Here is a 13,205-nt window from a genome sequence, read left to right on the forward strand (position 1 = left end):
GACCTTGCAAAGCCCGCTCGTGCATCCATCATACCACCCGCCTGAGGCCGGCCCCGATTCATCCGGCGGCGTCTGGCATCGACAGCACCGCGACAGGAGTTTGCATGGCCGCCCTAGCACAGATCGAATTCGTCACTGCCAATGCCGAGCCGGAGGGCGTTCTCGTCGCACTGGCCGGAGCGGGCGGGGCGGTGGCTTCGGAACTGGGTGAAGCGGTCACGGGATTGGTCGCGAAGGCCGCCAAACCGGCGAAGTTCAAGGGCAAGGCCTTGGCGACGCTTGATCTGCTGGCGCCGCAGGGCGTGGCTGTCGACCGTCTGCTCGTCGTCGGCACGCATACAGACAAGGGACCGACGGAAGAAGACTGGCTGAAGCTCGGCGGCGTCATCGCCTCCAAGGTCAAGGGCGCCAGGACAGTCACCGTCCGCTGCGAATTGCCGGATGGCCGAGCCGTCGCGGTTACAGATGTCGCGCGTATCGCTGCCGGCGCGGTGCTGCGCTCGTATGATTTCGACCTCTACAAAACCAAGGCGTCGAAGAAGAAGGATGACGAAGCGGACGAGGCTCAGGAGCCGGTCCGGCTTCGTTTCGCGGTAGCGGATCCCGAAGCTGCGAAGGCGGCCTATGCGGTGGAGGAGGCCGTTGCCGCCGGGACGATGCTCGCCCGCGACCTGGTCAACGAACCTGCCAACACGCTCGGACCGGTGGAGTTCGCCGAACGAATCAAGGCCCTCGCGGCCGAAGGCGTCGACGTCGAGGTGCTGGGCGAATGCCAGCTGCGCGACCTGAAGATGGATGCGCTTCTCGGCGTCGCGCAGGGCTCGCCCCGCCCGCCGCTCGTGGTGATCATGCGCTGGAATGGTGGCCCGGACGACCAGGCGCCGGTAGCCTTCGTCGGCAAGGGTGTGGTGTTCGACACAGGTGGCCTGTCGATCAAGCCCGCCGCTTCGATGGACGAGATGAAGGGCGACATGGGCGGCGCAGCCGCCGTGACCGGGCTGATGCGCGCTTTGGCCGGCCGTTCGGCGAAGGTCAATGCCATCGGCATCGTCGGCCTGGTCGAGAACAGCGTCGACGGCAACGCCCAGCGGCCGGGCGACATCGTCACGGCGATGTCGGGCACCACGATCGAAGTGCTCAACACCGACGCAGAAGGCCGGCTCGTCCTTGCCGACGTCCTCTGGTACTGCCAGCAGCGCTTCAAGCCGCAATTCATGGTCAATCTGGCGACCCTGACCGGCGCCATCATCGTTGCACTCGGCAACCATCATGCCGGCCTGTTCTCCAACAACGACGAACTCGCCGAGCGGCTTGCCGACGCCGGCAAGGCGAGCGGCGAAAAGGTCTGGCGGATGCCGCTGGCGCCGGAATACGACAAGCTGATCGAGGGCAAGTTCGCCGACATCCGCAATATCGGCGGCGGCCGTGCGGCCGGCTCCATCACCGCCGCGCAGTTCCTGCAGCGCTTCGTCAATGACGTGCCCTGGGCGCATCTCGACATTGCCGGCACGGCGATGGGCTCGCCCGCCAACGAATACAATCAGTCCTGGGCCTCGGGCTTCGGGGTGCGGCTGCTCGACCGGCTGGTCAAGGACAACTACCAGGCCGACTGACAGCGACGAGTCGCGAGGGCCGGTCGGACGCGCGCCCACGAGCGCCGTCCCGCCGACCCTGGAAAGCATGGGGCGATCGGGGGGCACGATGGCGGAAGTCCTGTTCTACCATTTGACCGAGAGCCGGCTCGAAGAAGCACTGCCGGAGCTCCTCGAGCGAAGCCTCGCCAAAGGCTGGCGCGTCGTCGTGCAGTTCCTCACCGAGGAACGCCGCGACGCGCTGGACCACCATCTCTGGGTCTACAAGGACGACGGTTTCTTGCCGCATGGCAGCGACGCGGAAGGATCGGCCGCGTTGCAGCCGATCCTCCTGACGGTGGATGCGGCGCAGGAATCCAACGATCCGCACGTGCGCTTTCTCGTCGAGGGCGCGACCCCGCGATCGCTCGACCGCTATGTACGGGCGGTCTATCTTTTCGACGGCCATGACGGCGAGCAGATCGCCCGGGCAAGAGAGCGGTGGGCGGTCGAAAAGGCCGCCGGGCACGCTGTCACCTACTGGCAGCAGACCGACGACCGTCGCTGGGTGAAGAAGGCCTGACCCGGGTCATCGTCGCACGCCGCTTCTTCAGCACGGCGGCCGGTTTCCAGTGGGGGGCTCGAAGCGTCTGGAACCAGTGCGGGCTGAGGTTGAGCACCCCAGCGAAGACCAGCAGGTTGAGGTAGCTCGCAAGCTCGATCGTCTCCTCGATCCATACGCGATAATAGCTCTCGCCGATGATCTCCGCGATCACCAGCATCGCGCCGCTGAGGGCGCACGGCACGATCCAGAAGAAGTTCAGTTCGCGCAGGTGCCGCGACAAGGGCTCCCGGCGGATCGCCATCAGCGCCACGGCCAGCCCGATCGCGCCCAGCACGATCAGGCCCTTGGTGTTGTTGCTGAGGCATGGACCGTAGTCGTAATACTCGCTGCCGCAGCGCGGAAACTCCCTCACCGCGGCGAGCCAGCAGGCCACTGCGATCGCAAGGCTGGCGTAGAAGATCTCGAAGCTGAAGCGCAGGGCCGCCAGGAAGAACAGCATTCCCGCGACGATGACCATGGCCGCCTGCAGGAGTTCGCTGGGGCCATTCTCGGTCGGAAACTCGGTCGGTCCCGTGGTTGGTTCGACGATCAGCGAAAAGACCCAGGCGATCGCCAGGGAGCAGAGGGCGAGGGCGCTGAACCAGAACAGCTCGCGCAGGGTCCGGCGGGCAAGGGCCTCCCGCGGGATCGCGACGGCCAATCTCGCCGCTCGATAAAGGAATGTCGGCATGGGCTGAGATCGACCTGCGCTCGCGAGCACCGGATGCGACGGCACCAATTCCGGTCAATGCCGGATGGACCGCAGGCACTGCCACGACGCGTGTCGCGCGTCGGCTTCTTCGGCTCAATAGGAAGGGGAAATGACAGTTTTGCGACGCCGGATCAAGCCGGATCCCCATTGGGGTGCAACGGCTTGTCTCCGGCCCGCGCGAAGCAGCGATGCATCGTCGCCCCGCGCGACGGGCGCCGGAGCCTATTCTGCGGCCATTGCCGCGTCGTGTTCCTCGGTGAGGGCCAGCCAGTTCTCCTCGCAGGACGCGAGCGTCTTGGCGGCATCCGAACGCTGCTTGTTGAGCGCAGCGGCCCGTGCCGGATCGCGCGTGTAGAGCGCCGCGTCGCCGAGCGTCTCGTCGAGCCCCTCGATGGTCTTCTGCAGGCGCGAGATCTGGATATCCAGCTGGCTGATCTTCGCCTTCAGCGGCTTCAACTGCTCGCGGCGTTCGGCGGCGATACGGCGCTGGTCGATCTTCGAAACCTGCGGAGCGGGGGCCGAGGCGAGGTCGCCGGGATCGGCCCCGACGCTGTTGCCCTTGGTGGCGCCCGAGAGCACCAGCTTCTTGTAGTCCTCGAGGTCGCCGTCGTAGCGCGAGACCGTGCCCTCGGCGACGATCCACAGCCGGTCCATCGTCGCCTCGACCATGTGACGGTCATGGCTGATCAGGATGACGGCGCCGGGAAAGTCGTTGAGCGCCCGCACCAGGCTTTCGCGCGCCTCGATGTCGAGATGGTTGGTGGGCTCGTCGAGGATCAGAAGGTTCGGCGCGTCGAGCGTCGCAAGGCCCATAAGCAGTCGGGCCTTCTCGCCGCCCGACAGCTTCTCGGCCGCGGTGTCCATCTTCTGGGTCGGCAGGCCCATCCGGGCGACCTTGGCGCGGACCTTGGCTTCCGGCGCATCGGGCATCAGCCGCCGCACGTGCTGCACGGCGCTCTCGGCCGGCCGCAGATCGTCGATCTGGTGCTGTGCGAAGAAGGCGATCTTCAGCCCCGGTGCGCGGGTGATGGTGCCCGATTGTTCGGCCAGCCGGCCGGCCAGCAGCTTGGCGAAGGTCGACTTGCCGTTGCCGTTCTGGCCGAGCAGCGCGATCCGGTCGTCGGTATCGATGCGCAGGTCGAGGCGCGACAGGATCGGCCGGCCGGGCGTGTAGCCGACCGTCGCATGCTCCATGCGGATGATCGGCGAGGCGGCGGCCTTTTCCGGCGCCTCGAAGACGAAGGGCGTCACGTGGTCTTCGACGATCGCCTGCAGCGGCTGCATCTTCTCCAGCGCCTTGAGGCGGGACTGGGCCTGACGCGCCTTGGAGGCCTTGGCACGGAAGCGCTCGACGAACGCCTCCATGTGCTTGCGATGCGCTTCCTGCTTGCCGATCGCCTTCTGCAAGAGCTCGAGTTTCTCGGCGCGCTGGCGTTCGAACTGGTCGTAGTCGCCGCGGTAGAAGTTCAGCTTCTGCTGGTCGAGATGGACGATCGAATTGACCGCGTTGTTGAGGACGTCGCGGTCATGGCTGATGACCAGCACCGTGTGCGGATAGCGCGCGACGAAGTTCTCCAGCCAGAGCGTGCCCTCGAGATCGAGATAGTTGGTCGGCTCGTCGAGCAGCAGCAGGTCGGGCTGCGAGAACAGCACCGCCGCGAGGGCAACGCGCATCCGCCAGCCGCCGGAGAAGGACGAGGCCGGGCGGGCCTGCGCCGCCATGTCGAAGCCGAGGCCGGACAGGATGGAGGACGCGCGGGACTCGGCGGAATGCGCCTCGATGTCGGCGAGCCGGATGTGGATGTCGGCGATACGGTTCGGATCGGTGGCGGTCTCCGCTTCGGCCAGCAGCGCGACGCGCTCGAGATCGGCTTTCAGCACGATTTCGATCAGCGACTCCTCGGTGCCGGGGGCCTCCTGGGCGACCTGGCCAAGCCGTGTGTTCTTCGGGAACGACACCGATCCGGTCTCGGCCGCAAGGTCGCCGGTGATGACGCGGAAGAGCGTCGACTTGCCGGCGCCGTTGCGTCCGACGAGGCCCGCCTTGGTGCCGGTCGGCAGCGTCAGGCTGGCATGGTCGATGAGCAGGCGGCCGGCAACGCGCGCGGAGAGGTCGGTAATCTGAAGCATGGCGCCCTTCTGCCACGCCATGCCGCAGTGCGGAAGGGGGCTTGCGCGAGAAGTCGGCGGCGACCGCCGAACAGGCGCAGAAGTGATCGGCCTTCGGGCGGCGATCGGTCCGAACGTCGATCAGCCCCGTCCGGTCTCGCGCTGGAACTGGATAAGGTCGAGGCTCGGCGCATCCCGGCCGAAGCCGGTCAGGACCGCATGCGCCTGGCCGCGATGGTGGGTCTGGTGGTTGAACATGTGCAGCAGTGCCGGAGCCAGCTTATGGGTGATGGCCTGCGGACTGGAAATCGTCTCGTAGCTGAGGCTCGCCGCGAGATCGGTTTCGCCGAGGCTCGCGATCCAGTCGGCGATCCGGGCGTCCTCCGCGACGCGCGCCGCGCCGAGCGCGTACCGGTTCTCGTAGAGGATCGCGTCGAGCCGGGCGGGCGCATCGCCCGCGCCGGTGAAGCGCCGCATCCAGATCCGGTCGGCCGCCAATATGTGGTTGAGCGTGCCGAGCATCGACCGGAAGAAGACGCCGCGATCGGCCCGGAACTCGTCGTCGGACAGCACGTCCGCCGCCGCGTAGAGGCGCTCGTTGCACCAGCAATTATAACCGGCGAACATCGCCATCGTGTCGTGATACATCGCGTCGTCCCGATCATTGCGAAGGAAACACCCGTGGCGATCCTACTCCATGAACTCGTCGGCAGCGATCCGCAGCGGCCGTTCTCGCCGCATTGCTGGAAGGTCCGGCTGGCCCTTCGCCACAAGGGCCTCGACTTCCGGACGGTGCCGGTGCCGTTCACCGGCGTTGCTTCGATCGAGGGCGGATCGGGGATCGTGCCGGTGCTTCGCGACGGCGAGACCGTCGTGTCGGATTCCTTCGCCATCGCCGAATATCTGGAGACGGCCTATCCGGACGCGCCGAGCCTGTTCGGCGGGGAGGGCGGTCGGCATCTCTCGCGCTTCGTCGAAAGCTGGTCGCAGCGCACGATCCATCCCTTCGTCTCGACCTCGCGCGCCCTCGTCTCCATCCACGACAGCCTCGCGGCGCCGGACCGTGTCTATTTCCGCCAGAGCCGCGAAAAGGTGTTCGGCAAGCCCCTGGAAGCGGTGATCGTCGGCGACGAGGAGCGGCTTGCCGAATTCGGCAAGAAGCTGAATCCGCTGCGCTCGCTTCTGGAGAGACAGGCGTTTCTTGGCGGCGACGTCCCGCTGTTTGCCGACTATATCGTCTTTGGCGCCTTCCAGTGGCTGCGCGTCGTCACGCCCTGGCAGGTGCTGGCCTCGGACGATCCGATTGCCGACTGGTTCGAGCGCTGTCTCGACCTGCATGGTGGCGAAGGGCGGCAGGTCCCGGCAGCGGCCTGAGCGGCCGGCTTGCCGGGCGGGGGGACGACGGCTATAGGTCCGCCACCTTCCAAACCTCTTTCAAAGGATATTCCATGGCGGTCGAACGCACGTTCTCCATGATCAAGCCGGATGCCACGCGTCGCAATCTCACGGGCGCCATCACCAAGATGTTCGAGGACGCCGGCTTTTCGGTCATCGCCTCCAAGCGCGTGTGGATGAGCCGCCGCGAAGCCGAGGGCTTCTACGCCGTCCACAAGGAGCGTCCGTTCTTCGGCGAGCTCGTCGAGTCGATGTGCTCGGGCCCGACCATCGTCCAGGTGCTGCAGGGCGAGAACGCCATCGCGCGCAACCGCGAGATCATGGGTGCGACCAACCCGTCGGACGCGGCCGAAGGCACGATCCGCAAGGCGTTCGCCCTGTCGATCGGCGAGAACTCGGTCCACGGCTCGGACGCACCGGAAACCGCCAGCCAGGAGATCGCCTACTGGTTCTCCGAGACGGAAATCGTCGGCTGACCGCTTCTGCTACTCGATACTGATGCAAAGGGAGGCCGTCGTGCCTCCCTTTGTCGTTTCAGGGCCCGTTCAGCTGCTGCTGCCGAAGAACGAGGTCAGGATGACGATCAGGATGATCGAGTAGAGCAGCACGCTGCCGACCACGAGAAGGATCTGATAGTTGCGGCCGACGGTCGTGCGGGTGATCTCGCGGGCCTGATGCAGGAGGTTCGGCCACGTATACGAGACGAAGTCGCCCTGGGTCATGACCGAGACCACCTTGCCGCTGTCGTCGACGATCGGCAGGCGGCGGAAGCGCTCGTTCGACATGATCCGCATCCATTCGATCAGGTCATCGTCGGCCTTCGCAACGCGCACGCCCGCGGTCATGATCTCGGCGAGCCGTGTGGTCGTCGGATCGCGTTCGCGGGCGACGAGGCGGTTGAGGATGTCGCGCTCGGTGACGACGCCGAGCAGCTTCTGGTTGGCGTCGATCACCATGACCGATCCGATATTGCGCTTGGCCATCTGCATCGCGGCGTCGATGACCAGCACGTCCGGGCCGAAGCTCAGCGGTTTGGGCTTGTCGCGAAACTCCGGCCGATCCCTGATCTTCATGATGGTGCCTCCTCCCAAGATCGGGAGAAGTGTAAACCAAACATGACAGATGCGGAAGCTGGAAGGTCCTAAGCGACTGACAGTGCAGTGCAGGATAGCGTCAGAGCTTGTGCCAGCGATCGGCGGCGTGGTTGTCGGTGTCGCGCGATTCCACCCAGCCGCCGGTAGAGCCGTCGATGAGATGCTCGCGCTTCCAGAACGGGGCGCGGGTCTTGAGGAAGTCCATCAGGAAGGACGCCCCGTCGAAGGCGGCCTGCCGGTGCGTCGAGGTGCAGCCGACGAAGACGATGTCTTCCCCGGGCTTGATCAGGCCGAAGCGGTGGATCGCCGTGCATCCGAGCAGCGGCCAGCGCTCCAGCGCCTCGCGCGCGATCCGCTCGATCTCCCGCTCGGCCATGCCAGGGTAATGCTCGAGCTCGAGGGCCTGCAGCCGGCCGCCTTCGTCGCGGCAATAGCCGGAAAAGGTCACCACGGCGCCGACCTGTCCGGATCCCGACAGGGCGGCGATTTCGGCGCCGATGTCGATGCGATCCGCCTGGATCCGCACGACCGGCGAGATGATCTGTTCGCTCACGGTCAGCCGCCTGTCATGGGCGGGAACAGCGCGATCTCGCGCGCGCCCGCCAGCGGCTGCGAATGGTCGACATGTTCCTGGTCGATGGCGACCCGGATGATCTCCGGCGCCTGGAGTGCCGCGTCGTAGCCGGCGCCGCGTCCCCTCAGCCAGTGCAGGAGATCGCTGACCGTCTCGACGCCGGCCGGCAGTTCGACCTCTTCTTCCGACAGGCCGATGCGTTCGCGGACCCAGGCGAAATAGGCGAGCTTCATGACGTTCCACCTTCGCTTTCGTCGGGCGGGCGGCATGGCCGCCTTCCGGAACTCTCAGTCGTCGATATGGCGCAGTCCGGCACGGAAATAATCGTAGCCGGTATAGAGCGTCACGAGTGCTGAGACCCAGAGCAGGACGATCCCGAGATCGGTGATGTAGGGGAGGATCTTGTCGCCGGCAGGGCCCGCCAGCAGGAAGCCGACCGCCACCATCTGGATCGTCGTCTTCCATTTGGCGAGCCGCGTCACCGGCACCGAGACTTTCAGTTCGGCAAGATACTCGCGCAGGCCGGAGACCAGGATCTCGCGGCACAGGATGACGATCGCCGCCCAGATGCTCCAGCCGGCGATGGTGCCGTCCGCCGCCAGCAGCAGGAGCGCCGCGGCAACCAGCAGCTTGTCCGCGATGGGATCGAGCATCCGTCCGATCGTCGAGGTCTGCTGCCAGGCGCGTGCCAGATAGCCGTCGAAGAAGTCGGTGACGCTCGCGCCGATGAAGATCGCCAGCGCCGACCAGCGGGCGTAGTCCGGACTGCGCAGCTGGCCTTCCATGAAGAAGCACAGAACCACCAGCGGAACGCAGACGATCCGCGCGTAGGTCAGGAGGTTGGGAAGGCTGAGAGCCCGAGAGGCCATGAAAGCGTCCATGTCGCGGTTTGCGCGCCCCCTAGAAGCGCGGGCAGGTGGGTCGCGTCAACCGCGGTGATGGTCTTATGCGGCGAAGATGCGTTCATCCCTGCTCGTGGAAGTGGTCGTAGATCGACTTCGCCATCGCGGCCGAAATGCCGTCGACGGCGAGAAGATCGCTGAGACCGGCGCGCGACACCGCCTTGGCGGTGCCGAAATGATGAAGGAGCGCGCGCTTGCGTGACGGACCGATTCCCTCGACCTCGTCGAGCGGATTCTTCACCAGTTCCTTCTTCCGCCGGGCGCGGTGCGTGCCGATGGCGAATCGGTGCGCTTCGTCGCGCAGCCGCTGCAGGAAGTACAGCACCGGATCGCGGGGCGGCAGCGAGAACGGCTCGCGGTCCGCTGTCACGAAACGCTCGCGGCCGGCATCGCGGTCGACACCCTTGGCGACGCCGATCATCGTCACCCGGTCGGCGATGCCGAGTTCTTCCAGGATGGTGCGCACCGCCGAGACCTGGCCCTTGCCGCCGTCGATGAGGATGAGGTCGGGCCAGGCAGGCAGCCCGGCTTCCGATACGATGTCGTCCTCTATGTCGTCGCCATCCTCCGCGGCACCCTCCGGCATCGGTGCCTCGGCCTCCTCCTTCAAGAGGCGCGCGAAGCGCCGCGTCAGCATTTCCTGCATCATCGCAAAGTCGTCGCCGGGCGTGATGTCGACGCCCTTGATGTTGAACTTGCGATACTGGTTCTTCACGAACCCCTCGGGTCCGGCGACGATCATCGCTCCCACCGCGGCGGTGCCCATGATGTGGGAGTTGTCGTAGACCTCGATCCGCCGGGGCGTGCGCGCCAGCCCGAACGTCTCCTGCACGCCCTTGAGGAGGCGCGCCTGCGACGATGTCTCCGCAAGCCGCCGGCCGAGCGCCTCGCGGGCATTGCTCGATGCGTGGTCGACCAGCTCCTTCTTCAGCCCGCGCGCCGGCACCTCGATCTTGACCCGGCGCTCCGCCCGGACGCTGAGCGCGTCGGCGAGTAGCGGCTCGTCCTCCACCGCGATCGGCAGCAGCACCAGCCGCGGCGCCGGCTTGTCGTCGTAGAACTGCGCGAGGAATGCCCCGAGCACGGCTTCCGGCTCCAGCGAGGGGTCCGCCTTGGGAAAATAGGCGCGGTTGCCCCAGTTCTGTCCGGTGCGGAAGAAGAACACCTGGATGCAGGTGAGCCCACCCTCCTGATGGATGGCGAAGACGTCGGCCTCCTCGATGCCGGCAGGGTTGATGCCCTGGTGCGCCTGGACATGGGAGAGCGCCGCCAGCCGGTCGCGATAGATCGCGGCGCGCTCGAAATCGAGGTCCTGCGAGGCCGCCTGCATGGCGGTCGCCATGCCGCTCTTGATCTGGCTCGACCGGCCCGACAGGAACGCCTTCGCCTCGCCGACCAGCTCTCGATAGTCGTCGATCGAGATCTCGCCGGTGCAGGGCGCCGAGCAGCGCTTGATCTGGTGCAGCAGGCAGGGGCGGGTGCGCGTCTCGTAGACGGAGTCGGTGCAGGTCCGCAGCAGGAAGGCCCGCTGCAGCGAGTTGATGGTGCGGCCGACCGCGCCGGCCGAGGCGAACGGCCCGAAATAGCTGCCCTTCCGCGACCGGGCGCCACGGTGCTTCATGATCGCCGGCGCTTCGTGGTCCTCGCTGACCAAGATGTAGGGGAACGACTTGTCGTCCCGCATCAGAACGTTAAAGCGCGGGCGCAACCGCTTGATCAGATTCGCTTCGAGCAGAAGCGCCTCCGTCTCGGTGCGCGTCGTCACGAATTCCATCTGCCGCGTATCGCGGATCATCCGCGCGATGCGTTGCGTGTGCCCGCCGAGGCGGGTGTAGCTGACGACGCGCTTCTTCAGCGACCGCGCCTTGCCGACATAGAGGACCTCGCCGTCCTTGCCGAACATGCGGTAGACGCCCGGCCGGTTGGGCAGGCGCTTGGCCAGGGCAACGATCAGGTCGACGCCGGTCAGCCCGCTCGCTGCCGCGCCGCCGGCATCGTCCCATTCGATCGACGCCAGGAGCTCGGCGCTGCTCGCGGTGACGGCGATCGCGTCAGCCTCTGGGGCGTCTTCGTCTTCCAGATCGTCGATATCGGCCGGATCGTTCATGTCGTCCTGAAGGCTCTGGCTTGGGTTGCCCGCAATGGGCTTCGTCATTCGCGGCATCGGGCGCTGCGTGTCTCCCTTTATATGATTCGCCAGGCGGCCGAATGCACGGGGCCGCGAGCGGCCCGCTCGAACTCCCCCCGCCACCTTGCGGGCGCTGTGGCCGACCTGCAACGCTCGCGACTTGTTTCAGATTATTTCCGGCCGGAGGGAGCCTTCGCCCGACATTCGCACTTTTCCCGGGAGATATCGTCCCCACCTCTCCGGTCATGAACCGGAACGGGCATCTGAAAGGCCTGAGTATGGTGAAGCTTCGACATCTTGCACTGGGTGCTGCGCTGGCGCTGCTGACCACGCCGTCGTCGGCGGCAGACGCCGTCTATGGCGAGCCGGCGCCGTCGCCTGTCGCCGTGGGTACGGCCGCCACACCGGTGTATGTCTGGTCAGGCCCCTATGCCGGCGGCTTCGTCGGCTATAACAGCGCCAATTTCGACCAGAGCGGCGGCGCGAGCTTCGATGGCGACGGCTTCGTCGGTGGTGTCTACGCGGGTTACAATCTGCAGACCGACCGTTTTGTCTATGGTCTTGAGGCCGATATCGGCGGCTCCGGCGTCGACGCCGACGGCTTCAATGTCGCGACCGGTTCGGCCATTTCCGCGGACGGCAACATCTTCGGCTCGCTTCGCGCGCGCGCCGGCGTCGCCGTCGACCCGTTCCTGGTATTCGCCACGGCGGGCGTCGCGGCATCGCGCAACGAGCTGTCGCTGAACGGTTTCTCCGACGAGCAGACCAGCGTCGGCTACACGGTGGGCGGCGGCGTCGAGGCGCAGATCACCGACAGCATCACGTCGCGGCTCGAATATCGCTATTCCGACTACGGGAGCGAAACCTACGATCTCGGCAACACGTCGGTGTCGTCGGGATTCGACGAGCACTCGATCCGGGCCGGCGTCGCGCTCAAGTTCTGACCCGCGACGGAGGCAGATGGCTAGGGGCGGGGCACGTAAGCTGCCAGCGTCGGGTTCGACGCGATGAACCCGTCGAGCCATGCGGCGAGCCGCGGAAATTCGCCGGCGGCCTTGCCGGGGAACCGTATGTTCATCCAGCCGAGCAGACCCGCCAGGGCGAAATGCGCCGTGGTGAGTTCGGGGGTGAGCTCGTCGAGCCGCTGGTCGAGCACCATGAGGCCGCGTTCGCCCTTGCGGGTCTGCTTGTCGACCCAGCCGTCATAGCGCTTTTCCTCGGGCCGGTAGCGGACCTCGTACACGGTCAGCAGCAGTGCATCGATGACGCCGTCGACCGTCGCCTCGAACGTCTTCACCGCCCGCCAGGCATCGAGCGTCTGCGGCACAAGCTGGTTGCCGCTCATCCGGTCGAACAGGTCGCAGATCACGCTGCTGTCGAAGACCGGGCAACCATCGTCCGTCACCAGGCTCGGGATCTTGCCGAGCGGGTTGGCGGCCAGAAGGTCGGTCGGCTCGGCGGACGTGTCGACGGTGACCTCGTCCAGCTCGAATCCGCAGTGGCTGGCCGCCATGCGGACCTTGGCGGCGAAGGGCGAGGCAGGGGAATAATACAGACGCATGAGAGACGCAGAACCTATTTGGTGACGTAGTCGGGATAGGCGTAGGTGCGGCCTTCCGGCTGGAAGCGGCGAAGCGATTCGCAATTGGCCCCGTAGACGTGCCAGGCGTCGAGGCCGAGCACGCAGCCTTCGGCGCGCCAGCCGCGCAGCGGCGAGAAGATACCGAGATAGCCGTTCGAGCCGGCGAATCCCATCGGGTACTCGACCACGTAATAGACCGTCCGGTACTGGTGGTCGGAGATCAGCGCCTTCGCCTGACAGTAGCGCCGCTCGATGGGGTTCTCTGGCGGCGCTCCGACGTTATTCTGTGGGAAATAAGCCTTTTCGAACATGCCGCTGAACTCGAGGATCGCCAGCGGGGCGGCCAGGACGCGCGGAGCGCCGTATTCGAACTGGTCTTCGACCTCGGCGAGGACCTTGGCATCATCGCAGGCGGGTAGCGTGCTGGTGGCCGACGAGGGCGCGTGGCCGCGCATGGTGTCTGCCGCCTTCGACGGGGCAGCCATGAAGACGGCGGACATGATCACGGCGGCGAAGACGAAAGAAGGGCGCATG

Annotated in this window: 15 protein-coding genes; 5 read left to right on the top strand and 10 right to left on the bottom strand. The window is 66.3% G+C overall.

The features are described 5' to 3' along the window. The first annotated feature begins 104 nt into the window (after nucleotides 1-104). Both GGR03_RS00385 and GGR03_RS00390 read left to right on the top strand, forming a co-directional pair. A complete protein-coding gene (locus tag GGR03_RS00385; protein WP_183205296.1) occupies nucleotides 105-1,613 on the top strand; it encodes a leucyl aminopeptidase in 1,509 nt (502 codons plus the stop codon). Nucleotides 1,614-1,701: 88 nt separating this feature from the next. Further along, a complete protein-coding gene (locus GGR03_RS00390) occupies nucleotides 1,702-2,154 on the top strand; it encodes a DNA polymerase III subunit chi (protein WP_183205297.1) in 453 nt (150 codons plus the stop codon). On the opposite strand, the gene GGR03_RS00395 is transcribed toward GGR03_RS00390, so the two are convergent. The 3 genes from GGR03_RS00395 to GGR03_RS00405 form a co-directional block, all read right to left on the bottom strand. Next, nucleotides 2,105-2,866 carry a hypothetical protein gene (locus GGR03_RS00395; protein WP_183205299.1) on the bottom strand — a complete coding sequence of 254 codons (762 nt, stop codon included), beginning with the start codon at nucleotides 2,864-2,866 and terminating at the stop codon, nucleotides 2,105-2,107. The genes GGR03_RS00390 and GGR03_RS00395 overlap by 50 nt on opposite strands. A gap of 243 nt (nucleotides 2,867-3,109) precedes the next feature. Then, a complete protein-coding gene (locus GGR03_RS00400) occupies nucleotides 3,110-5,017 on the bottom strand; it encodes an ABC-F family ATP-binding cassette domain-containing protein (RefSeq protein ID WP_183205301.1) in 1,908 nt (635 codons plus the stop codon). 120 nt (nucleotides 5,018-5,137) lie between these two features. Next, nucleotides 5,138-5,644, bottom strand: coding sequence for a DinB family protein (locus tag GGR03_RS00405; RefSeq protein WP_183205304.1), 507 nt, complete (start codon nucleotides 5,642-5,644; stop codon nucleotides 5,138-5,140). Between the two features lie 33 nt (nucleotides 5,645-5,677). On the opposite strand from GGR03_RS00405, the gene GGR03_RS00410 reads away from it, so the two are divergent. Further along, on the top strand, nucleotides 5,678-6,370 hold the full coding sequence (locus GGR03_RS00410) for a glutathione S-transferase family protein (RefSeq protein ID WP_183205306.1): 693 nt from the start codon (nucleotides 5,678-5,680) through the stop codon (nucleotides 6,368-6,370). Nucleotides 6,371-6,444: 74 nt separating this feature from the next. Next, nucleotides 6,445-6,867 carry a nucleoside-diphosphate kinase gene (gene ndk / locus GGR03_RS00415; RefSeq protein WP_183205307.1) on the top strand — a complete coding sequence of 141 codons (423 nt, stop codon included), beginning with the start codon at nucleotides 6,445-6,447 and terminating at the stop codon, nucleotides 6,865-6,867. Nucleotides 6,868-6,936: 69 nt separating this feature from the next. On the opposite strand, the gene GGR03_RS00420 is transcribed toward ndk, so the two are convergent. The 5 genes from GGR03_RS00420 to uvrC form a co-directional block, all read right to left on the bottom strand. Then, the gene (locus tag GGR03_RS00420) at nucleotides 6,937-7,464 is read right to left on the bottom strand and encodes a CBS domain-containing protein (protein WP_183205316.1); all 528 of its coding nucleotides are present in this window, start codon (nucleotides 7,462-7,464) and stop codon (nucleotides 6,937-6,939) included. Between the two features lie 100 nt (nucleotides 7,465-7,564). Next, a complete protein-coding gene (locus GGR03_RS00425) occupies nucleotides 7,565-8,038 on the bottom strand; it encodes a molybdenum cofactor biosynthesis protein MoaE (protein ID WP_252920137.1) in 474 nt (157 codons plus the stop codon). Between the two features lie 2 nt (nucleotides 8,039-8,040). Continuing rightward, nucleotides 8,041-8,292, bottom strand: coding sequence for a molybdopterin converting factor subunit 1 (moaD, locus tag GGR03_RS00430; protein ID WP_183205317.1), 252 nt, complete (start codon nucleotides 8,290-8,292; stop codon nucleotides 8,041-8,043). Nucleotides 8,293-8,346: 54 nt separating this feature from the next. Then, nucleotides 8,347-8,928, bottom strand: coding sequence for a CDP-diacylglycerol--glycerol-3-phosphate 3-phosphatidyltransferase (gene pgsA / locus GGR03_RS00435; protein ID WP_183205319.1), 582 nt, complete (start codon nucleotides 8,926-8,928; stop codon nucleotides 8,347-8,349). A 94-nt stretch (nucleotides 8,929-9,022) separates the two neighbouring features. Beyond that, nucleotides 9,023-11,116 (bottom strand): excinuclease ABC subunit UvrC, encoded by a 2,094-nt coding sequence (gene uvrC / locus GGR03_RS00440; protein ID WP_418885025.1) that lies wholly within the window; start codon nucleotides 11,114-11,116, stop codon nucleotides 9,023-9,025. 251 nt (nucleotides 11,117-11,367) lie between these two features. On the opposite strand from uvrC, the gene GGR03_RS00445 reads away from it, so the two are divergent. Further along, nucleotides 11,368-12,033, top strand: coding sequence for an outer membrane protein (locus GGR03_RS00445; RefSeq protein WP_183205321.1), 666 nt, complete (start codon nucleotides 11,368-11,370; stop codon nucleotides 12,031-12,033). 20 nt (nucleotides 12,034-12,053) lie between these two features. On the opposite strand, the gene GGR03_RS00450 is transcribed toward GGR03_RS00445, so the two are convergent. Continuing rightward, nucleotides 12,054-12,650, bottom strand: a complete 597-nt coding sequence (locus GGR03_RS00450; RefSeq protein WP_183205323.1) for a glutathione S-transferase family protein — start codon at nucleotides 12,648-12,650, stop codon at nucleotides 12,054-12,056. Between the two features lie 14 nt (nucleotides 12,651-12,664). Beyond that, nucleotides 12,665-13,204: a hypothetical protein gene (locus GGR03_RS00455; RefSeq protein ID WP_183205325.1), complete on the bottom strand. Its 540-nt coding sequence runs from the start codon at nucleotides 13,202-13,204 to the stop codon at nucleotides 12,665-12,667. Between the last annotated feature and the right edge of the window lies 1 nt (nucleotide 13,205).

The organism is Aurantimonas endophytica (assembly GCF_014196845.1).
Taxonomy (GTDB): domain Bacteria; phylum Pseudomonadota; class Alphaproteobacteria; order Rhizobiales; family Rhizobiaceae; genus Aurantimonas; species Aurantimonas endophytica.

What these genes read in the sequence shown, in the direction of transcription:
- GGR03_RS00455 (WP_183205325.1), bottom strand. Translation starts at nt 13,204, where the DNA reads ATGCGCCCTTCTTTCGTCTTCGCCGCCGTGATCATGTCCGCCGTCTTC.
- GGR03_RS00385 (WP_183205296.1), top strand. Translation starts at nt 105, where the DNA reads ATGGCCGCCCTAGCACAGATCGAATTCGTCACTGCCAATGCCGAGCCG.
- uvrC (WP_418885025.1), bottom strand. Translation starts at nt 11,116, where the DNA reads ATGACGAAGCCCATTGCGGGCAACCCAAGCCAGAGCCTTCAGGACGAC.
- GGR03_RS00390 (WP_183205297.1), top strand. Translation starts at nt 1,702, where the DNA reads ATGGCGGAAGTCCTGTTCTACCATTTGACCGAGAGCCGGCTCGAAGAA.
- moaD (WP_183205317.1), bottom strand. Translation starts at nt 8,292, where the DNA reads ATGAAGCTCGCCTATTTCGCCTGGGTCCGCGAACGCATCGGCCTGTCG.
- ndk (WP_183205307.1), top strand. Translation starts at nt 6,445, where the DNA reads ATGGCGGTCGAACGCACGTTCTCCATGATCAAGCCGGATGCCACGCGT.
- GGR03_RS00395 (WP_183205299.1), bottom strand. Translation starts at nt 2,866, where the DNA reads ATGCCGACATTCCTTTATCGAGCGGCGAGATTGGCCGTCGCGATCCCG.
- GGR03_RS00450 (WP_183205323.1), bottom strand. Translation starts at nt 12,650, where the DNA reads ATGCGTCTGTATTATTCCCCTGCCTCGCCCTTCGCCGCCAAGGTCCGC.
- GGR03_RS00400 (WP_183205301.1), bottom strand. Translation starts at nt 5,017, where the DNA reads ATGCTTCAGATTACCGACCTCTCCGCGCGCGTTGCCGGCCGCCTGCTC.
- GGR03_RS00420 (WP_183205316.1), bottom strand. Translation starts at nt 7,464, where the DNA reads ATGAAGATCAGGGATCGGCCGGAGTTTCGCGACAAGCCCAAACCGCTG.
- GGR03_RS00445 (WP_183205321.1), top strand. Translation starts at nt 11,368, where the DNA reads ATGGTGAAGCTTCGACATCTTGCACTGGGTGCTGCGCTGGCGCTGCTG.
- GGR03_RS00405 (WP_183205304.1), bottom strand. Translation starts at nt 5,644, where the DNA reads ATGTATCACGACACGATGGCGATGTTCGCCGGTTATAATTGCTGGTGC.
- pgsA (WP_183205319.1), bottom strand. Translation starts at nt 8,928, where the DNA reads ATGGCCTCTCGGGCTCTCAGCCTTCCCAACCTCCTGACCTACGCGCGG.